17 protein-coding genes and 3 pseudogenes are annotated in these 19945 nt (G+C 40.7%); 13 read left to right on the forward strand and 7 right to left on the reverse strand.

Annotation, left to right across the window (positions count from 1 at the left end; genetic code table 11):
- The first annotated feature begins 1513 nt into the window (after window positions 1-1513).
- The 7 genes and pseudogenes from ACPK8D_RS10220 to ACPK8D_RS10250 form a co-directional block, all read left to right on the forward strand.
- Window positions 1514-1687: a hypothetical protein gene (locus ACPK8D_RS10220; protein WP_424717745.1), complete on the forward strand. Its 174-nt coding sequence runs from the start codon at window positions 1514-1516 to the stop codon at window positions 1685-1687.
- 478 nt (window positions 1688-2165) lie between these two features.
- The gene (locus ACPK8D_RS10225) at window positions 2166-2525 is read left to right on the forward strand and encodes a hypothetical protein (protein ID WP_424717746.1); all 360 of its coding nucleotides are present in this window, start codon (window positions 2166-2168) and stop codon (window positions 2523-2525) included.
- A gap of 14 nt (window positions 2526-2539) precedes the next feature.
- A pseudogene (locus tag ACPK8D_RS10230) lies at window positions 2540-2785 on the forward strand (restriction endonuclease subunit S); the annotation flags it as partial.
- Complete coding sequence (locus ACPK8D_RS10235; RefSeq protein ID WP_424717747.1) at window positions 2779-3555, forward strand: restriction endonuclease subunit S; 777 nt, start codon at window positions 2779-2781, stop codon at window positions 3553-3555. The pseudogene ACPK8D_RS10230 and the gene ACPK8D_RS10235, both read left to right, overlap by 7 nt.
- A 78-nt stretch (window positions 3556-3633) precedes the next feature.
- Window positions 3634-4266, forward strand: a complete 633-nt coding sequence (locus ACPK8D_RS10240) for a hypothetical protein (protein ID WP_424717748.1) — start codon at window positions 3634-3636, stop codon at window positions 4264-4266.
- A 104-nt stretch (window positions 4267-4370) separates the two neighbouring features.
- Entirely contained in the window at window positions 4371-5810 is a 1440-nt protein-coding gene (locus tag ACPK8D_RS10245; RefSeq protein ID WP_424717749.1) for an RNA-binding domain-containing protein, read from the forward strand.
- Window positions 5803-6291: pseudogene (locus ACPK8D_RS10250) on the forward strand (type I restriction-modification system subunit M N-terminal domain-containing protein); the annotation flags it as partial. The gene ACPK8D_RS10245 and the pseudogene ACPK8D_RS10250, both read left to right, overlap by 8 nt.
- 59 nt (window positions 6292-6350) lie before the next feature.
- Here the strand turns inward: ACPK8D_RS10250 and ACPK8D_RS10255 are convergent.
- Complete coding sequence (locus ACPK8D_RS10255) at window positions 6351-6617, reverse strand: hypothetical protein (RefSeq protein ID WP_424717751.1); 267 nt, start codon at window positions 6615-6617, stop codon at window positions 6351-6353.
- A 421-nt stretch (window positions 6618-7038) separates the two neighbouring features.
- On the opposite strand from ACPK8D_RS10255, the gene ACPK8D_RS10260 reads away from it, so the two are divergent.
- Window positions 7039-7338: a hypothetical protein gene (locus ACPK8D_RS10260; protein WP_424717752.1), complete on the forward strand. Its 300-nt coding sequence runs from the start codon at window positions 7039-7041 to the stop codon at window positions 7336-7338.
- Window positions 7339-7579: 241 nt separating this feature from the next.
- Here the strand turns inward: ACPK8D_RS10260 and ACPK8D_RS10265 are convergent, their stop codons facing one another.
- The 3 genes from ACPK8D_RS10265 to ACPK8D_RS10275 all read right to left on the reverse strand — a co-directional run bounded on the left by ACPK8D_RS10265 (window position 7580) and on the right by ACPK8D_RS10275 (window position 11372).
- Window positions 7580-8413: an SDR family NAD(P)-dependent oxidoreductase gene (locus ACPK8D_RS10265; protein WP_424717753.1), complete on the reverse strand. Its 834-nt coding sequence runs from the start codon at window positions 8411-8413 to the stop codon at window positions 7580-7582.
- An 80-nt stretch (window positions 8414-8493) separates the two neighbouring features.
- Entirely contained in the window at window positions 8494-8904 is a 411-nt protein-coding gene (locus ACPK8D_RS10270) for a hypothetical protein (RefSeq protein ID WP_424717754.1), read from the reverse strand.
- A gap of 59 nt (window positions 8905-8963) precedes the next feature.
- Complete coding sequence (locus ACPK8D_RS10275) at window positions 8964-11372, reverse strand: DUF362 domain-containing protein (RefSeq protein ID WP_424717755.1); 2409 nt, start codon at window positions 11370-11372, stop codon at window positions 8964-8966.
- Window positions 11373-11646: 274 nt separating this feature from the next.
- Between ACPK8D_RS10275 and ACPK8D_RS10280 the strand changes: the two genes are divergently transcribed.
- The 3 genes from ACPK8D_RS10280 to ACPK8D_RS10290 all read left to right on the forward strand — a co-directional run bounded on the left by ACPK8D_RS10280 (window position 11647) and on the right by ACPK8D_RS10290 (window position 13295).
- Window positions 11647-12447, forward strand: a complete 801-nt coding sequence (locus ACPK8D_RS10280) for an acetoacetate decarboxylase family protein (protein ID WP_424717756.1) — start codon at window positions 11647-11649, stop codon at window positions 12445-12447.
- Between the two features lie 187 nt (window positions 12448-12634).
- Window positions 12635-12883, forward strand: a complete 249-nt coding sequence (locus tag ACPK8D_RS10285) for a hypothetical protein (protein ID WP_424717757.1) — start codon at window positions 12635-12637, stop codon at window positions 12881-12883.
- 79 nt (window positions 12884-12962) lie between these two features.
- Window positions 12963-13295, forward strand: a complete 333-nt coding sequence (locus ACPK8D_RS10290; RefSeq protein WP_424717758.1) for a hypothetical protein — start codon at window positions 12963-12965, stop codon at window positions 13293-13295.
- Window positions 13296-13455: 160 nt separating this feature from the next.
- On the opposite strand, the gene ACPK8D_RS10295 is transcribed toward ACPK8D_RS10290, so the two are convergent.
- Window positions 13456-14469, reverse strand: a complete 1014-nt coding sequence (locus ACPK8D_RS10295) for a hypothetical protein (protein WP_424717759.1) — start codon at window positions 14467-14469, stop codon at window positions 13456-13458.
- 750 nt (window positions 14470-15219) lie between these two features.
- Here ACPK8D_RS10295 and ACPK8D_RS10300 point away from each other — a divergent pair.
- Window positions 15220-15374: pseudogene (locus tag ACPK8D_RS10300) on the forward strand (SAM-dependent DNA methyltransferase); the annotation flags it as partial.
- A gap of 102 nt (window positions 15375-15476) precedes the next feature.
- Here the strand turns inward: ACPK8D_RS10300 and ACPK8D_RS10305 are convergent.
- A complete protein-coding gene (locus tag ACPK8D_RS10305) occupies window positions 15477-15746 on the reverse strand; it encodes a hypothetical protein (RefSeq protein WP_424717760.1) in 270 nt (89 codons plus the stop codon).
- Window positions 15747-16136: 390 nt separating this feature from the next.
- Between ACPK8D_RS10305 and ACPK8D_RS10310 the strand changes: the two genes are divergently transcribed.
- Window positions 16137-16466, forward strand: a complete 330-nt coding sequence (locus ACPK8D_RS10310; RefSeq protein ID WP_424717761.1) for a hypothetical protein — start codon at window positions 16137-16139, stop codon at window positions 16464-16466.
- Between the two features lie 257 nt (window positions 16467-16723).
- On the opposite strand, the gene ACPK8D_RS10315 is transcribed toward ACPK8D_RS10310, so the two are convergent.
- Entirely contained in the window at window positions 16724-19114 is a 2391-nt protein-coding gene (locus ACPK8D_RS10315) for a PGF-pre-PGF domain-containing protein (protein ID WP_424717762.1), read from the reverse strand.
- Window positions 19115-19945 lie beyond the last annotated feature (831 nt).

Here is a 19945-nt window from a genome sequence, read left to right on the forward strand (position 1 = left end):
AGAGTAATATAACCGCCAGTATTTTATACAAGAAGTTACATATTATATATTGTTCACAAGGAACTAAGCTGTAAAATGAAGCAAATTCAGGACAGAGTAAAACCTGATCCCGCAATGAACTTCATTGACGTACAAGCTTAAAATGAAGCAAATTCGGGACAGTCTTAAAGCTGATCCTTGATAATGTTTCATTGGCGCGTAGCTATAAGGTGGAGCAAATTCAGGACGGCTTGAAAACCGATCCCGTAATATCCTTCATTTATGGCGTAAACTGCGAGATGAAGCAAATTCAGGACAGTCTGAAAGCTGATCCGAACTTCATTGACGTATAAGCTGTAAAATGGAGCAAATTCAGGACAGAGTAAAATCTGATCCCGCAATAAACTTCATTGTTGCAGACCAAACCTTGTGAACCCTTTATTCACTCTTTTAATCAAAGTTAAAGCGTATAGATATTTTTTATCCTCTTTTACTGCTTTTCTCAGCTTTTCGTTTCAGACGTTTAACAAACAATATCATGAAACTTTTTTCAGACAAAATAAAATCCTTGTCGACAGACACTTCCACAGTATTAAGGAATATATTTTCACTTTAGAAGGATGAAAAATTAGTGAAATTTCGTGAAATACTGAGATTGACAGAATAAATATTAACATTCATAATCCCAATGATCCCCGGTTAATCTCAATGGGTTTTGTAGAATCATCTAAGAGCCTGTCTTAAAATTAAACTTAATTCTACAATTGGATATGACTTGTGGACTTGAACTGAAAAACGACAGGATTAAACAGTCAAATAGTTTAAAAATTAAATTAAAATCATGATGTACATGTACTTGATATTATACCTTTTGTGCATAAGTTCTATGAGATAAAATATTATCCTTAAGGTAACGTGTATCTGAATCTCGGAGAAATTTACGATATGAATTTAAGTTACGTTGATCATTATTCAATTGTAGATACAGTTTGAATTTTAATGTGCGCTTAAGAGAACCTAGGAATTGCCGGTATTAAGGAAGAAACTCCATCCCCTTTCAAGTGATCCTGAGCATCCAAAAGGCACTCAAGAGTGCAGTAGACAGCTTTTTCTTCCACATCTTTCAGGACAATAAATTCATTCCCGCAAATTGGACAAATTTTACTTATATATTTCATTAGATATCACTGATCGTCCTAACTTTCAGTTATATAAAGATTCAACGAGGCTATGTTCAATAGTGTACACAGTTGTGTGTATTTGGTCTGAAATAATAAATAATTTTTTGAAAGTAATGTTTTTTGAAAAGAAGAAGATTATAGAGATGAAATTTTAGTTGACAGACGGTAATCCGTGCTCATCCTGGCGCTTTGCATCCTTTCAAGCCAGGATCATAACTTACTCATCCAACCCCGCCAAAATGCGCAGATGCCCATACTCCAGTTTTCACTGGTAGACCGGGTTATTCAAATTACCTTATAAAAATAAATGGATAATTTCATCACCTATATATCCAGATTGGTCCATATTCTTGATGGTGGTACATATAGATGAAGAAACTCAATCGGAATTAGCGACCATTTTCTGGGAGAATCGGGATAAAAACAGATTAAAAAAGGAAGAACTGGAGAGGAAGCTTTTAGAACTCAAAGACGAGTGTTCCAGAATAGAAGAAGAAATTAAAGAGCTGGAAAACAAAGAAGCATAGCCAGATCACTATTGAAATACTCCTTTTTGTCAGCGACCTGTTCTCGGAAGTGAGTTTTGATGGGGAGGGGACAGGCAGTCAGGGTGAGAGTCGCAGGCAATACTGAAGTTAATTTATCTTTTTTGAACCGTTATAATTTAGTTACATACTTTTGTCCATTAAGCTATTGAGTGAAGATCTCACATTGAATATTATTTTGCGATATCTTCGAGATGTTTTTATTTCGTTTTTACTTGCTACAGATACATATACTGTGTGTGGTTTAAATTTGGATTACACCTCTGAAAGACACAAGTAGACAATTATTTAATCAACTGACATCTTAAAAGTACTCCAAAATTGATAATGAAAGGTTCGGAGAAACTGTGGTGAAAACTGTGGTGAAAACTGTGGTGAAAGTTGGGAGAAAAGTTGGGTGAAAATATTCCTTTCATGAACGATATTATTAACAAATTAAAAGAGGCTTTGACTGATTAAGATGAAAACGATTAAATCTCTAACTGAAGCCGAAATAGCCGAATTGCCTACATTGCCAGATCAATGGAAGTGGGTCAAAATTGGTGAACTGTGTGATGTTGTAAGGGGTGGTTCCCCCAGACCTGCGGGAGATCCCAAATTTTATGATGGAAAGATTCCATTTTTAAAAGTTGCTGACCTTACTAGAAATGAGGGTGCATATCTGAAATCTTTTGAGTTTACAATCAAAGAGGCTGGGCTACAAAAAACGAGGCTGGTAAAGCCTAAGACTCTTCTTTTGTCTAACAGTGGAGCAACATTAGGTGTTCCAAAGATCTGTTTATTTGAAACTACTTTTAACGACGTAATGCTGTTTTTTTAAAATTAGATGAAGAAAATTTGCTTTTTCATTATTATTACTGGGTAAGTAAAGCCAAAAAATTACGAGCAATAAATCAAGGTGCTGCACAGCCTAATCTAAATACCGACATAACAAGTGAAATGCCTTTTCCTCTATCCCCACTTCCAGAACAACACGCTAAGTTTCCAAAATCGAGCAACTCTTCAGAGAACTGGATAACGGCATTGCTAATCTCAAACTGGCACAGGAACAACTCAAGGTTTATCGGCAGGCGGTGCTGAAGAAAGCATTTGAAGGAGAGTTTACGAAGGGATTGAGGCTATCCCTAAATTTACCCAAAATTGAGAAACTCACACTTGAGCAAATAACTCTTCCCAAAATAGGTCTTCGAAGAGGACCTTTTGGGAGCGCAATAAAAAAATCATTTTTTGTTTCAGAAGGCTATAAGGTTTACGAACAGGGTAATGCAATAAATGATGATCCATATAGAGGACATTATTATATTTCCGAAGAAAAGTATCTTGAACTAAAAAATTTTGAAGTAATTCCTGCTGATTTACTTGTTAGTTGCTCAGGTGTAACCCTTGGAAGAATTGTAAAAATGCCCGGAGATATAGAGAAGGGAATAATTAATCAGGCGCTGCTCAGAATAAGATTGAGAAGAGATTTAATAAACAGCAGATATTTTGTTCACTTATTTAGGTCTGCTGAATTTCAAAAAACGATTTTTGCTAAATCCCAAGGTTCAGCAATGCCTAATCTTGTAGGGATAAAAGAATTCAAACTTATTCCGTTAAATGTTCCTTCTCTCGCTGAACAACAAGCCATCGTTCAGGAAATCGAAACCCGCCTTTCAGTCTGCGATAAGATAGAGCAGGACATTAAAGAGAATCTGGAAAAAGCCGAAGCACTGCGGCAGAGTATTTTGAAAAAAGCGTTTGAGGGGAAGTTGCTTAATGAAAGGGAACTGGCAGAGGTTCGAGGGGCAGCTGATTGGGAGCCGGCTGAGGTTCTGTTGGAAAGGATAATGGCGGAAAGAGCGAGAAAATAATCTTTTAGTGAATCTTAAAACAGAGGTGTTTTTATAAAAGAAGATGAGATAAAAAAAGGTATACAGTTGATGTGCGATTTGTCTAAAGAGACAGCTAGGTATTATAATGATAAAAATGCTTTAATTGATAGACTTAATAGTGTAGATAAAAAGCATTTGGCTATATTAGAATATGAGTTTAAATCAAAAAAAGGGCCTATTAATGATCTACGTAAGGAGATGCTAAAATATCTTCGACACGGGAATAAACTCGATGAACAAACATTTGAAAAACTTATTCATAAACATCGTACAGGGAATGAAGATAAATTTGACTTGTTTTCGGAATTTCTTATGTTTCAGCAATTCCTTGCTCCTTACGAACACAAAGTAATTGATGATTTTGTAAAGCAATTCAGAAATGAGATAATCAACAGATTGCAACTAAAGGGAAAAGTCAAACACAAGTATATCGATTTTCAAGGTAGACCACACCCAGGAGTCGAAAAATTCTCTTTGGCGATTTATGATACCAGACAAGATTCAAAGTCCAAACCGTTACAACTTTTAGTTGAATTTCAGGATAGTAGTATTACATACGGTGTTAAGCGTCAATTAGAAAAAAATTATACAATAAAGCCAGAAGTACAGAGTTCTGTCAATTTTAACTTTGAAGCACTAATTTCTTTTTTTGAACAAAATAAAGGATTAGTTTTGAGAGATGAGGTTTAAGAAGAATGGCAGAGGTTCGAGGGGCAGAAGATTGGGAGCCTGCTGAGGTTTTGCTGGAAAGAATACAGGTGGAAAGAGAAGGGAATGGGAAGAAGTGAGGAAACATGATCTCTGAACAATTAAAGAGCATCATCCGGGACGGCGAAGGTCTTACCGTGGAATTTAAGGAGTGCAGAACTCAGATAAATCGTGATGTGTACGAAACGGTCTGTGCTTTTCTAAATCGCAATGGAGGTCATATTGTTCTTGGAGTTGATGACAATGGGAATATCACAGGAATTGATAAGGATGCTCTGCCACAGATCAAAAAGGATCTTGTTACTGCTCTGAATAACTCGCAGATTATCAATCCTCCTTTGTACATATTGCCGGAGACCATAAACATTGAAGGAAAAACCCTTCTCTACCTCAATATTCCTGAAAGTTCGCAGGTTCACCGCTGTAAAGGAAAAGTATTTGACAGGAATGAAGACGGGGACCTGGATGTTACCAATCATCCTGACGCTGTGGCTCACCTTTATATTCGAAAACAGAGTTCATTTTCAGAGAACCGCATTTATCCCTATGTCAGGCTGGAAGACCTCAGGAGTGACCTTATCCAGAGAGTGCGGAAAATGGTTCGGGCAGAGAACCCAAATCATCCATGGGCAACAATGAATGACGAGGAGCTTTTAAGCAGTGCCAGGTTATATCAGCATGATTACCAGACTGGCAAAGAAGGGTACACTCTTGCTGCTATTCTTCTGCTGGGTAAAGACGAAGTTATCCAGAGCATTCTACCTCATTTTAAGACTGATGCCATCCTTCGCAGAGTAAATCTTGATCGTTATGATGATAGGGACGATATTCGAACCAATCTGATAGAAAGCTACGATAGGCTAATGGCTTTTGTTGCAAAACATCTGCCTGACCCTTTCTATCTGGAAATGGATCAGAGAATCAGCCTGCGAGATCATATTTTCAGAGAAGTTGTTACAAATATGCTTATCCACAGGGAATACATAAACGGTTTTCCTGCAAAATTCATAATTGGAACTGATCAGGTTGTTGCAGAGAACGCGAACCGCCCACATGGACACGGCAAAATAAATCCTTCTAATTTCACACCATACCCTAAAAATCCGGTAATTGCTCGCTTTTTCAAAGAGATAGGAAGGGCAGATGAGCTAGGTTCAGGTGTCAGGAATCTCTACAACTATACAAGAATTTATTCCGGTGGAGCTGACCCACAGCTCCTTGAAAGGGACATTTTTAAGATTATTATTCCAGTTACCCCCCAAGTTACCCAGCAGGCTACCCAGCAGGCTACCCAGCAGGCTGACAGGCAAGCCGACATACAAGAACTACTAATTGAGTTTTGCAAGGAACCAAAAACAACCAGCGAAATTATGCAATATTTACAGTTAAAAGACAGAGAGAATTTCCGCTCCAAAATATTGAAACCACTTTTAGATAATGGAACCCTACACAGAACCATCCCTAATAAACCAAGTAGCCCTAACCAAAAATATTATTCCAAACCCAAGGATCCAAACTATGTCTGAAAACACCTCATCCATCGTTTCCAAAGTCTGGAGCTTCTGCAACGTCCTGCGGGACGGGGGCGTGAGCTATGGCGATTATCTGGAATAGTTGACCTATCTCATATTCCTGAAAATGGCTGAAGAATACAGTAAGCCGCCGTATAACAGGAATATCGGCATCCCTGAGGAATATACCTGGGATAAATTGAAACAGCAGCGTGGAGCCGAGCTCGATACTCATTACAAGGAGCTGCTGGAAGAACTGGGGAAAAAGCCGGGGATGCTCGGGCAGATTTTCCTCAAAGCCCAGAACAAGGTCAGCGATCCTGCCATGCTGTATAAGATAATTGACATGATCGACAAGGAAAGCTGGGTCATGATGAGTGTGGATACAAAGGGAGAGATCTACGAACGGCTCCTGTAGAAGAATGCCGAGGATACTAAAAGCGGAGCCGGGCAGTACTTCACCCCCAGACCGCTCATAAGGCAATGGCTCAGTGTCTCCATTTATTTGCACTTTGCCTCTATCTTTTAATCGCCTTTCCAGATAGTCATCCTGCTTTATTGTTTAGTCCCACCGCAACTGTACACAAAGTCACTTATTTTTTCTATAACAGTTTCACTTGAGACAATCCAGGGTTTCTCTATGACATGTATCATGAGATTTGACGTGCCATCCCAGCTAAAATCAGCCGTAACTCCCAGTCCTGTCAGACACCCGCTGTTTCCTGGAGGTACAGGAGTGCCGGCATCTGAAAGCTTCTTTTTAATGCAATCAAATACACTTTGATTAACGTTGTGAAACGTTACCGGATCACATCCACACATATTTTTTCCTCCTTATGCTGTTTAGGACTTACGCAGTTGAATGAAAAACCAATAGCAAGAAACCATTAACAGTCTAAAGCATGATCAAACTACAGTGTCTATTATGCTTTGTTTTGTATTTCAAGTGCGTAAGTCCTACTGTTTAAATTTTTATTTTTGGCTGCACATTCGACAGAGTAACATTAAGCTGTATGAACAAACTTTGAATAACAGCTAAAAAATAAAAGCCTGTCTTTAAAAACAGTCTAAAAAACCAATAATTATACTCCATATGAGTACAAAAATTTTTGTATGCTTACTCTGTTAGCCTGAAACAGGGTTCAATTTCCGCGATCTGCAGGCATCAATAGAGCCCTGGAAAAAATAAGTTTGGATCTCTGACAACGTGGATAATGTCCATCATACATTGAAGAAAAATCCGATGAAATATTCGGATCTGGAAGACTTCATTCAAAGCTACAGCCCCGAAAATCGCCACAGCCGTAAAGAAACCTGGAGTGAAGAATCACCCGAAGGCAGGTTCCGGAAATTCGGCTATGATGAGATTATAGCAAGGGATAAAACTAATCTCGATATCTTCTGGCTCAAGGACAAAAGCCTGGCTGACCTGGATAACCTTCCGGACCCTGATATTCTTGCAAACGAGATAATTGAGAATATGGAAGCTTCACTGGCAAGTTTCAAGGAGATTATGGTTACAATTAATGGAAACGGAGAATGATGGTTGAATCCATTTCTCCCAAATGCATTTCTCAGGATTTTATTGGAGGGTTTCGAGCTTAACCTTGATGAAAAAGGTCTTTACTTTAATGAATGTCTTGAGCCTGATCCCCCTGGTCCGGTATCGAGATCTTAGTGATTTTTGCTCTCCAGGATTTCCGCTCTCCGGGAATCTCCTTTCTTTCTTGCCGGAACGTGCCGGAGAAATGGTTCAATTATATTTTCCGCATATCTCCGCTCCTTTACACCTTCTGCCTTTTTGCCCATTCTAGCCGCCGTTCGTGAGCCATTTTCATCAGGAAATCCTCTGCAACTTCCGAGGAATTGCAGTATTCATGCCAGATCCAGCCGCCAGGCTGTTCGGGAACCACAATGATTCCTTTTTTCTCTGCAACACCCTCAAGGATTATCTGTGCGGCTTCTTCTGCCGGAATTGCATCTTCAGGGGCTTCCACCTCTTCATGGACCGAGCCCAGTATCGGCTTTTTCCAAATACGAGAAACAACAGCTGAAGGGCATGTCACCGAAAAATGAATGCCTTCTTCTGCAAATTCGTACCGCATGCTCTCACTCATCCCGACCACTGCGTATTTTGTGGTGCAATAGAGAGCCTGGAATGGGAACGGTACCAGTCCAGCAATGGAAGACGTATTAACTATGTGCCCTCCGCCCTGAAGGCGCATGACTGGCAGCGCAGCGTTAATGCCGTATATTACGCTCCAGAGATTGACATCAATAATAGACTTCCAGTGCTCGATTGTTGCATCGACAGTAGGCATCGTGCCCCCTATTCCTGCATTATTAAATAAGAAGTCAATTCTGCCTTCCTGGGCAACCATGTCCTGAATAGCCCTGTCTACTTCCTGTTGTTTTGTCACATCAACAAGCAAAATACGAATCTGTCCGGAATATGCGTCAAGATTTTTAGCTGCTGATTCCAGGCTTTCTACATTCCGGCCAGCCATGAAAACTATCGCTCCTTTTTCAAGCAGTGCTTCGCTTATTGCATAGCCGATTCCAGAGTTTGCACCGGTTACCAGGCAGCATTTATCCTTGAAATAGTCATCAATCCCCATTTTCACTCCTCCTTTCATTTAATTGATTCTCATCAGTTCTGTTTTGAATTCTTTTTAGTTTGCTTTGTTTTATATTCGGGTCAGGGCCCTAGCTGACGGATTATTGCCAGACGAGCTACAAAATAGGCAACAGGGCCGGTATAAATTATTTTAAATAGAGCTAATCTATCCACAGAAAGCTCCGTAATACCGAATAAATAGAACATGGAGACGGTTAAAGTCACCATAACCAGTACCGTACAGATGAACAGTACCGCGCCCAGTAATGTTCCTTTTCTCGGCAGCCGCGACAGTACCGGTCCTGGTTTGGGCAGGTTCTCATTTTTGAAACAGCCTGCGCGAAGCTGGCGATTAATATCAGCTGCTGAGAAAACCGTCACAAGCCAGGTCATCACTATTGAGGTAATTCTTGTGTCAACTATAATTCCGGATAGGGCAACACCTTCCACGTTCCTGTTGATCAGAAACGCCAGGATAGGGTTCACCACCATATTTATCAGGGCAGCCGCCAGAGCCTGTTTATGAATATACGAATCAATAGAACTCAGGCTTACCAGACTCCCGCTTCACTGCCAAAGTGGGCAGTGAAGATCTTGCCGGGGTCGTCTGTTTCCTCTACATTTGGTATCCTTTGTGTTTTTAAGCTCCCGTATCCTGCAGGGACATATAATGTGAAATTGAGAGGGTCTGCCCCCTCAGAGACTGCCTGAAGGTAGTTTTTAATAGAATCGGGACTGCTGGTCAGCTGGTCCGTGCTTCCGGTATAGGCTCCTCCATTTCTGGTCTTATCTGCATACTGGAATGCTGCGCCGTATAAGGATTGGAAGTTAATACTTTCAGGGGACTGAGAACCATATATACCGTTAGTGAGCTGGATATAGGTTGCCAGTTGCCAGCTCGGCCACATGCCTTTGCCCCAGTTCATCCCAGGAACGAAGGGGTCTTCACCTCCCTCTTCGGATCGTGACATATCAAAGGCCTGGGTTGCTATCATTACGAGCGCATACTCCTGCCCGAAATCATGCTCCTGAGGGTTCCAATCTTTACGGGAAGGCTTGAGGCCGAAATCGGCAATAGAATAAAAAGTGCCTCTGAGCTGGCCATACTCTTCTGTCAGCATAATGTCATAAGAATGGTTCAGTATCCTGAAACCCGGGGTCCAGTACCCTTTCCGCCCATTCTCATCGTAATCTATTATCCCGTCATTGTTCTCATCGAAGCCATCCATGAATTCTTTTAAAAGTGAGGAGCCGGTCAGCTTATCGTGGGCATCTGCATAACTCAGGAGAGTCTTCTGCATGTCCCAGAGCATGCATGAAGGGTTGTAGTACATCGTCTTTGTCATTAGCTCCTGAAATTTTCCATCCTCTATCCTGCCCAGGTGCCCTTCCAAAGAAACCATTGGCGTCTCTGTCAAAGTGTCCCAGCCGATGACATAGTATTTTTGCTGCCCCACACCTCTCGCTTCAGAATAACGGTACAGGTTATACCTGAAAAGAGGCGAATCAAGACCTTCTTCGGTTGTAATGTTTGTCCCGTCAATTTTTGCCACGGGTACATGGTGGACAAATTCCGTGGGCCAGCCGTTCTCCTCCTTAAGCTTCAGAGCTTCATGCATGGGTACCGTTTTGAAACAGTACCTGGCGCAGAGGAGGTCGAGAGCTACACAGTCCAGGGATGACCAGACATAACCTTCGGGAATTCTGACAGCTCTGCCGTCCGGATTATGACAGATATTAATCATATCAATTCCGTCACTGACGTGCACCATGAACACGTTCTGGTTCTGCACTGCCCTGATAACATCTGCCTGGGTTCCCGGCATTCCTGCGGTTTTTGTTGTTATGTATTCCCCTTTCTCATCTCTTACAGGCAGGTTGGTGTCAGTATCTATTTTGACAATCCATGGCATATGCGGCAGCTCACCTTTATAAGATGGGACTGATCTGGAAGGACACGCATATTTCCATTTCCCATCTCCCCTATCTTTCCCTTCGCAGGGGGCCTGCGTGGGGTAAAGCCCGATACCCAGGTTTTTGGTAGCATTCGTGATAAGGTCCTGGGCATGTATCTTCAGTTTGGGGACATTAACAAGGACGCAGCCAGGATAGTTTTTAAGGTCTTCACTGTTACCCGGGTCTCCCCCGACTATCGCTTTGTGTAGTGTGATCTCTTTGTAGTTGGCTCCGTCCGGAACTTCGACTGTTCTTCCCCGAGATGCATCTTCATCAAGTCTGTTCAGGTCGTAGACCATCAGCCGTTTTCCGGCTTTGCCTGGAGGGAAATACCTTCCTGCAACACTGTCCTCGTAGCCTTTTATGGGGTCGTCTTCATGGGAGGCAGGATGGCGCTCGGACAGATACCTGCGGACAAAGAAAAAACCCCAGCCTCCGTACAAATCTGCACTCCGCCCTTCAAAAAGGGCTTCTGTGGTAATGTCCTTTCCGGAAGTTAATTTGAAAGAGATTGACATCAACAGGGCAGAAGTTGAAGCCTCCCCCAGAGCCATCTGATAATAATGTATGTCAAGCCGGTCATGGAACCACCTCATCAGAGCGGCTATCAGGGGCCATTCGGTACAGATGGAAGCCCCCAGTCCTTCGCAATGGGTCCCTGCATCAATGGCGACCGGGCCTACCAGGTTGGGCTTGAATAGCAGTTTCTTACCAGCCTGTATCTGCGATTTCACCTGGCTGGTAAAACCAGTCTCCCGATCCAGCCCATCAAGGGCATAATCAAGACTGGCATAAATATAATCTATTTTTTCGACTATCTCCGCCCAGGCTGCTGTATCGTTCTCATTAATTACCTTCTCTAGCAAATCCGGAACCCCTGCATAAGCCTTTGAGGTATCCATCCTGCTGCCAGCTACCGGGGACCCTTCAGAGTCGGTTTTCCTCTTACCCAGCTGCGAATCGACAACCGCACCTTTTGAATGTCTTTCTATTATAGCACTCATCTTTTCCCCATACCCCTGTAAAGCGGATAAAGAGTTATCAAACACTTCTAATGAAAAAAGATATGTAAGGCCTTCTAAAGTCTATTATGATACTTTTTAACTCCTTTTTGACCTTTTTTATCCATTTCCTAACTCCTTTTCTGCTGCAGATCCTCAATATCCGGTTATTTCTAATGTTAGATATATTCTCAAAAAAATTTAGTTATTTTATATATATTATATATATCACACATATCTTATAATATTATACGTTATAATTCTGGGGGGTTTGACCATGTTCCGATTTGAAGACAATAAATGTTATAGAATGCCGGCTCACTTTGGCGGTTTTGACTGCCCTGGCCCTGACGCAGCACTGTATTACAGGGATGCAGTTTCTGTAACCTTTGCATATACCACGGATAAAGACCAGCTGGAAAGTTATGTGCCCGAAGGCTTTGAGCTTTTACGGCCCAAACTGAACATCTCATACAGTCAGTTTCGAGAGATTGACTGGATGGCTGGAGGGGCTTATAACCTTGTTCAGGTCAGTGTCCCGACCCGTTTCAATGGCAAACGCGACCGGCTGGAAGGTCAATTTATTCTGGTAGTCTGGGAAAACAAAACGGCGCCTATCCTTGGAGGAAGAGAAGAGACTGGCATCCCAAAGATCTATGCCGATATCGAAGACCTGCATACCATCCAGCCAAACTACTATACCACCGCAAGCCATGAAGGAAATACTTTTCTACGCCTGGAAATGCTTGGGGCAAAGCCTGTGGAGGGACAGCTATTAGCAGATGCTCAGGCCTCTGCAGCCACAGTCAATGCCCTTGGATGGCGTTATATCCCTAAAGTCGGCGCCCCTGGAGCGGATCTGAGCCAGCCCATACTGTATCCTCAGGGTGCCGAGATCCACAACGCCTGGGCAGGCAATGGCACTGTCAAATGGACCCAGTTGAGCTGGGAGCAGAACCCAATGCAGTGGCATATCATCAAAGCACTGGCAGAACTGCCCGTGCTCGAGATGTCTTCTGCCATTATGACGAAAGGTATTGTTATTTTGAAACCCAATAACGGACGTGTTCTTGAGTAATTGGAAGCCTGCCTGCAGCAGTTAGCAGGTCTTCTTAGCTTTTTTGCGAGGCGGTTCCTGCAACAATGCTCTTTTATTCGGGAAGCCAGATTCTTCTGTAATCTTTTCTCTTATTTATTCTGGATGCCCTTTAAAATATGAATACCGCAGGAGAGGCGCCATTTGCATATGACAAACTTGCGCACCAATGATGTTTTCTGTAATTGACACAGCGGCAGACACTGTTACAGCCACGATACTTGCAGGAGCATTTATTTGTAGAGTTGCAGTCAGCCGGGATGGAACAAAGGAGTATGTGATAAATTCAGGCAGCAATACTGTCTCTGTAACAAATACAACAACCAATACTGTTATGGATAGAGCGGATATAGGAATCTATCCTTCTGGTCCGGGTCAGTCATTGGTTCTGTTCCGGGACCCAGAGCAGAAACCATAACGAATTTAACTTTTCCATTCAATCAGTATTTCATTATATTTCGTTCAGTGTTACAGAGGTATTGATGTTTTGATACCCAGTGAAATATTCCGGTCTTAAATACTCCTGTCTTAAATACTCCTGTCTTAAAAACTACATCATATGTTGTAGTCCGGAAAATCGCCTCAGCCTTAAAGAGACCCGGAGTAAAGAATATTCAGAAGACAGGTTCCGAAAATCCGGCTATGATGAAATTATAGCAAGGGACAAAACTAATCTCGATATCTTCTGGCTCAAGGACAAAAGCCTGGCTGACCTGGATAACCTTCCGGACCCTGATATTCTCGCAAACGAGATAATTGAGAATATGGAAGCTTCACTGGCAAGTTTCAAGGAGATTATGGTTACAATTAATGGAGAAAGCGAGAATTAAAAAAGAAATTCCAAATATGCCTAAAGGTTAATCCACATATGTCTAAAGGTTAATCCACGTATGTAGAAAGATTAAAGAATATTCTGAGATTCTTTTTACCATCGCCAAATCCAGAAATTCAGATGTTTTTCAGAAAAATGTTGTGGTGGACGTCCACCACTTACGTTACTGTGAGATTTCCGGGTTGTTCGGAAAAGTTGTATAAATAGATATCATTGCCTTCCTCACTGTCAACGTAGTTCCTGTCCATCCCCCATACAATAGTGTCATTGTATACTTCTGGTGTCGTATAAACGTCATCAGAATAGCCATATACCAGTGTGCTTTGTCCTTCAGTTATGTTATATACATATACTCCAGGTTTGCCTTCATAATCATCAACACATTTATTGTATACAATTTTATCATTTTGTATGGCAATGTGTGTCCCTGTACTGGCGCCGTATTCATTTCCATCTGGATCGGTGTCAAGTTGATGTGTGACGTCTATGGTTTTATTTGTTGACATATCATACATCGCAATATATCCCTGATGATTATATACGTCAGCCCAGATGACTTTAGTGTCCCAGATATGCGGTATATTTGGATCTCCATATGAATTGACAGTTATTTTTTCCTTCGTATCGATGTCATACATTCTGATGGTTATATCTACTTCTGGATCTTCTGAATATGAGTAATACACCACTTTTGTATCATATATGTCGGGATTACTACCGTTTCCGATCATAGTCTGCGTGGATGTAGATATGTTCATCAGATACACACTATCATTTGCACTCCAGACGATTCTGTCGCCGTAAATAGCAGGTTTGCTATACTGGTCTACATCCTGCGTGATGTAACTTTTTGTGGCTGTTGGTATATCGTACACAACAAGCCTTGGTGCTCCACTGCTTTCATCATGCCACACTAACTTGTTGTCGTAAATATCCGGACTGGATGCTCCAGAAGAGCTAACCGTAGTGTCTGTTTTGTCGGTAAGGTTGTATAGATGAATCACAACCCCATTTGTCCATACTACCTCGTTACCATAAACAGCAGGATCGTATCCGGTGCCAATTTTCGTAACTTGAGCCGCTGAAGCTGCGGCTGAGATTGAAATCAAAAAAACAAAAACCAGGAATGCTGAAGCTAAAACTATTGAACATAGCGTCCCCTTATTTTTCATATATCTACCCCCAAGTAGCTTTATTTTTCAAAGTTAATGTGCAGTTTATAGTTCGGATATTTTTCAGGTTTTTTAATATATCTGAATCATCTGTACTAAAGTCACATAATCCAAACCTGGATTATTTGCTCAACCAATTATGTGATAGTAGTAAAGCGACTATAGATATTATATAATTTTCCAAATAATATGTTATCTAACCTTTGGGTGAAAAGAGAAAGATGTAATTTTAAGAAAGCCTCTTAATCTCTTCCGGCCTTTTCTTAGTTTATTTACTTAAAAAAATGCATGACTGGTGATTCTTAAGCCCGAGTTTGCAAAAAATGAACTAACTAAATAACTCTTAGTCCAACTAAATAACTCTTAGTAATATAACCGTTACTAATTTATACCATTAATTACATAGCATATATTGGTCACAGGGAAGTAAGCTGTAAAATGAAGCAAATTCAGGACAGATTAAAACCTGATCCCGTATACTTCACTAACGCGTAGTTGTAAAATGAAGCAAATTCAGGACAGATTAAAACCTGATCCCGTAATAAACTCATTAACGCGTGAATAAAGTGGAACGAGTAAGGAGATTAAAACCTGATCCTGTAATAAACTTCATGTTGCAGGTCAAACCTTGTGATCACTTTATCAACTCTTTTAATCAACGCTAAAGCGGATAGATACCGCTTTCTCATTTCTTACTGCTTTTCTTATTGTTATCTCATTTCTTACTGCTTTTCTCATCTTTTCGTTCGGCAGATTTTCCTCAAAGTCCAGAACAAGATCAGCGATCCTGCAATGCTGTATAGGATCATTGATAAGACCGACAAAAAAAGCTGGGTCATGATGGGTGTGGATACGAAGGGCTCCTGCAGAAGAATGCCGAGGATACGAAAAGCGGAGCCGGGCAGTAATTCACCCCCAGGCAGCTCATAAAGGCAATGGTTCAGTGCCTCCATTTATCTGCACTTTGCCTCTATCTTTTAATCGCCTTTCCAGATAGTCATCCTGCTTTATTGTTTAGAATTCCCACCGCAACTGTGCACAAAGTCACTTAATTTTTCTATAACAGTTTCACTTGAGACAATCCAGGGTTTCTCTATGACATGTATCAGGAGATTTGACGTACCATCCCAGCTAAAATCAGCCGTAACTCCCAGTCCTGTCATCCGTCCGCTGTTTCCTGGAGGTACAGGAGTGCCGGCATCTGAAAGCTTCTTTTTAATGCAATCAAATACCCTTTGATTAACGTTGTGAAACGTTACCGGATCACATCCACACATATTTTTCCTCCTTACGCTGTTTAGGACTTACACAGTTGAATGAAAAACCAACAGCAAGAAACCACTAACAGTCTAAAGCATGATCAAACTACAGTGTCTATTATGCTTTGTTTTGTGTTTCAAGTGCGTAAGTCATACTGTTGAAATTTATATTTTTGGCTGCACATTCGACAGGGTAACAGTAAGCTGTATGAACAAACTTTGGATCACAGCTAAAAAATAAAGGCCTGTCTCCAAAAACAGTCTAAAAAATCAATAATTATACTCCATATGAGTACAAAAATTTTTGTATGCTTACTCTGTTAGCCTGAAACAGGGTTCAATTTCCACGATCTACATGCATCAATAGGGCCCTGAAAAAATAAGTTTGGATCTCTGACAACGTGGATAATGTGCATCACGCATGAAGAAGAATCCCATGAAATATTCGGATCCGGAAGACTTCATAGAATGCTATACCCCGAAAATCGCTACCGCCGTAAAAAGACCTGGAGTGAAGAATTCCCCGAAGGCAGGTTCCGAAAATTCGGCTATGAGGAAATCGTAGCAAGGGGTAAAACGAATCGGGATATTTTCTTGCTTAAGGACAAAAGCCTAGCTGATCTGGATAACCTTCCAGGCCCGGATATTCTTGCAGACAAGATAATCGAGAATATGGAGGCTTCGCTGGCAAGTTTTAAGGAGATTATGGCTACGATTAACGGGGAAAGTGAAGAGTAATAAAAGAGTATTAAAAGAGTATTAAAAGAGTAATTAAAGGTAAATTTCACATAGATCTAAAAATTCAAGAGTTTGGCCAATTATGGAAACCAGCTTTAAGAGACACGTCAAAATTTGAATAACTAACCGGGTTTCCGATTATGAAAATGATTCTGAAACTCCGGTTAGCTCAGAAGGTAACTGAAAAAAATAGGAAAAAGTGAGAGAATTAACCTCTCAAAATTATTTTAGATAAATACCCCGAGATTTTACCTTACTCACTCTCTTTTATACAGGAATACTGCAAGCAGGCCAGTTATTCCGCAAACGGTTTTAAAGCCCGGTATACTTGAAATTCCTTTCTGTCCAGTTTCCGGTTCTTTATTTAGTGTATCATTTTTACTATAGTTTTTGCTATCATTTTTAATAATAGTTCCATTGTCTGCCTCAAGTTGTGCTTCTGTTACAGCTCCTTCAGAGGCGTTTTTCGCTTTGCCTGTTATTGCAAATGAGGAGAACTCCGGAGTTTTTGCTGTGAAATAAAGGAATTTGTCGTCTTCCTCTGAAAGATTTACTGGCAGCTGCTCCCATTTTTCCTCGCTGTACCTGTTTAAGATGATAGAAGCCGGATCGATCTTTTTGTCCTCTATCCAGGATTTTTCAACCTTGAAACAAACAGTCAGGTTTTCTATATTCTTTGAGCTTGCAATTCCTCCGTTTCCAACCCAGATATTGAAGGATTTGTAGACTTCACCGTTGGGCAGTTCGGAAACCAGAGCAGATTTCCCTTTCAGCATCTCAGCAATGGTTGTAGTTTTGCCCAGATTCTTCTTTGCATCAAAGCTCACATACACAACGCAGGTTGCATTCTTTGCGAAATCAAACTTTACAGATTTCCCGTTTGTAATAAATGCCTGTGAAAGTTCTTTGACCTGGACATTTCTTGCAGGTTCAGGGGAACCGCCTGCACCGCCACCGCCACCGGAACTGCTATGACTGCTTCCTCCACTAGTGCCACCGCTTGAACTGCTTGATGTAAGGACATTTATTGCAGCAATTTTTGAGGCAGTTCCGTTTCCATTGCTTACAGTCAGGTTAACAGTATAGGTCCCTGCTACTGAATATGTATGTACTGGATTTATCTCAGTTGAACCAGTTCCATCTCCAAAGTTCCAGTATCTCTCCGCTATATTTTCCGATAAGTCGTAAAACTGCACATATAGAGGAACATAGCCCTCAATGACGTTGCTACGGAAATTTGCTACAGGGAGACCTGGTTGTTCCAGAACGGTTATTACGACAACTTTAAAATCGAAACCACTTGAGTTCCTTACTGTGAGAGTTACTGTGTAATTTCCCGGTGAGAGATAAATATGCTCCGGGAATTCCTCAGTTGAATAAGTTCCATCTCCAAAATCCCATAACCATGTCGCTGGATTGTTTATACTTATATCATTAAATTGAACTGCTAATGGAACCGTTCCAGAAGTAACATTGCTTGTAAAATTTGCAACAGGTGGATTATTGTTTGATGAAACTTTAACTTCCCAATCTCTAGTCGTTAAATTATTTGCATGTGCTATTCTTGTAATTGATGGTGCAGCATTTCCGGTTAAATCTAAAGACCCACCATCAGTATTATAAGAATCCAGTGTTTGGAGTACACTATCCACTGCTGTTTGATTTAAGGAATTAAAGCTGGCATTTAAATAGAGTAAACCAGAATTATTGGAAATATCTAAACTTCTGAGATTATTATTTTGAATTTCCACAACACCGTTTCTACCGGCAGGGAAACAGCCGGAAAAAACAGCAGCGCTATAATAATTATTGGCTGATAGGACGCTTTTTAAATTTGTTGAATTCAGGTGCAGTGTGCCGCTCTGATTGTCATTCCAGTTATAAAAATCTCTCAAAAGCGGAAACTGGCTGAATGGGAATATAGTCTTTATCTGCGGATTGTCCCTGACACATATATGCCAGATATTAGCCCCTGTGGTACCCCAATTTATAGTATATGTCGAGCTTCGCTGCGAGGCTCCGCGAAGGTCGGCAAGAGCAGGAGCTTCTGACAGGTCAAGATGAGAAATATTGGATTGTTCGACGCAAAGCCTGGCCAAGGATGGAACATTACGGAGCCCGATAGTAGCCAGTGATCTACAGGAAAAACACTCAACCGTATGCAGAGCAGTGAAATTCCTGAAATCCAGCGCAGTTACCGGATTATAATTTGAAGCCCATACCTGGAGGTATGGTGCAACGTTTTCTAAACCACTAACAGCTATTACATTCTGTTGTGCCAAAGCTGCTATTGTACCGGAACCTGGAGGTTCTCCACCATCTGCACCATCGTAACCTATATTGATCTTAGTTACTGCACTCCACGGTGTCACTACCAGAGTGGTTACTCTTGTCCCCTCCGAACCAAAATTTACAGTAGGAGACGCGGAGTTAGATGTTGAGCCGTTACCAAATGTCCATTGAATTGCAGGATTACCTGTAACTGTAATAACAGGTGAAAATGATGAACCGGTAGTTACAAACGTAATATTTGGAGATGGCTCCGCACTTACGATACTCACAAGCATAATAAGTGCCAGCACTGTGATTCCTAAAACTTTTAAAAGATTATGCCCTCTATGCCCTTTATTACCGTTTATTTCTGTCATGTTTAATCTCAGTTTAAATTGTTATATAAAAAATAATAAGGTTACAGGACATACGCTTTTAAAGATAGTAAACTTTTCTACTTTGAAAAATATATTTTTAAGTTGTGAACATTTGTCAAGTCTTCGGAAGTATAATTAATGGATTAACGATATTTTATTAGTGGTATTTTTTTGAGAAGGCGACTACGATATTTTTTGAGAAGGTAACTACTGATGATATAATGAACAAGCCTATCCCAGAACCAGTTATGGTCTCAGTAAGTAAGAGTGTCAGGATCACTTTTCATGATCAGAAACTTTATTGATTGTTAGCAATACGAGATTCCGAAAATTAATTTTGAGTTTTGGGATCAGCTAATAATTAAAATAGGAATAACCCGCTTGAATTCAGAAATCAATAGCATTAAGCCTTAACCACCGGAGTACTAAATATAAGCTTAAAGGTTATTATTTACTTAATCCTATAATCTGGATGCATAACGCCTGAAATTGAATTCAATGTTCTCCGAAATACTCTTTAATCCCAATAATTATATAAGTCAATGATTACAAATAATAGTTATGGGATTATACAGGCTTGAGATTGAAACTAAAAGCTAAAAACCTTCTACTTTTTTGACCTCACAAGTATTGGCGAGGCTATGTTATTTAATTTCGCTCCTCAAGTACGTAAGCCCTGATTAGATATTAATGAAATAATTAAGAAAAGAACATTTGTAACTATTCAGGGTATAGTTAGCGGCGCTCCTTTGAGCGCCGCAAGAATACCCTCTATAACAGGCAAACTATTCTTTCTGATTGTAGAAATGTATGCTCTAATTCTGCAGAAAG

The sequence above is a fragment of the Methanosarcina sp. genome, from assembly GCF_049706645.1.
GTDB lineage: Archaea > Halobacteriota > Methanosarcinia > Methanosarcinales > Methanosarcinaceae > Methanosarcina.

Bases quoted from the DNA above. Each gene is read 5' to 3' on its own strand.
- ACPK8D_RS10310 (WP_424717761.1), top strand. From the start codon at position 16,137: ATGTGCATCACGCATGAAGAAGAATCCCATGAAATATTCGGATCCGGA.
- ACPK8D_RS10270 (WP_424717754.1), bottom strand. From the start codon at position 8,904: ATGGTGGTGAACCCTATCCTGGCGTTTCTGATCAACAGGAACGTGGAA.
- ACPK8D_RS10305 (WP_424717760.1), bottom strand. From the start codon at position 15,746: ATGTGTGGATGTGATCCGGTAACGTTTCACAACGTTAATCAAAGGGTA.
- ACPK8D_RS10295 (WP_424717759.1), bottom strand. From the start codon at position 14,469: ATGAAAAATAAGGGGACGCTATGTTCAATAGTTTTAGCTTCAGCATTC.
- ACPK8D_RS10225 (WP_424717746.1), top strand. From the start codon at position 2,166: ATGAAAACGATTAAATCTCTAACTGAAGCCGAAATAGCCGAATTGCCT.
- ACPK8D_RS10275 (WP_424717755.1), bottom strand. From the start codon at position 11,372: ATGAGTGCTATAATAGAAAGACATTCAAAAGGTGCGGTTGTCGATTCG.
- ACPK8D_RS10255 (WP_424717751.1), bottom strand. From the start codon at position 6,617: ATGTGTGGATGTGATCCGGTAACGTTTCACAACGTTAATCAAAGTGTA.
- ACPK8D_RS10220 (WP_424717745.1), top strand. From the start codon at position 1,514: ATGGTGGTACATATAGATGAAGAAACTCAATCGGAATTAGCGACCATT.
- ACPK8D_RS10280 (WP_424717756.1), top strand. From the start codon at position 11,647: ATGTTCCGATTTGAAGACAATAAATGTTATAGAATGCCGGCTCACTTT.
- ACPK8D_RS10260 (WP_424717752.1), top strand. From the start codon at position 7,039: ATGAAATATTCGGATCTGGAAGACTTCATTCAAAGCTACAGCCCCGAA.
- ACPK8D_RS10315 (WP_424717762.1), bottom strand. From the start codon at position 19,114: ATGACAGAAATAAACGGTAATAAAGGGCATAGAGGGCATAATCTTTTA.
- ACPK8D_RS10245 (WP_424717749.1), top strand. From the start codon at position 4,371: ATGATCTCTGAACAATTAAAGAGCATCATCCGGGACGGCGAAGGTCTT.
- ACPK8D_RS10265 (WP_424717753.1), bottom strand. From the start codon at position 8,413: ATGGGGATTGATGACTATTTCAAGGATAAATGCTGCCTGGTAACCGGT.
- ACPK8D_RS10285 (WP_424717757.1), top strand. From the start codon at position 12,635: ATGATGTTTTCTGTAATTGACACAGCGGCAGACACTGTTACAGCCACG.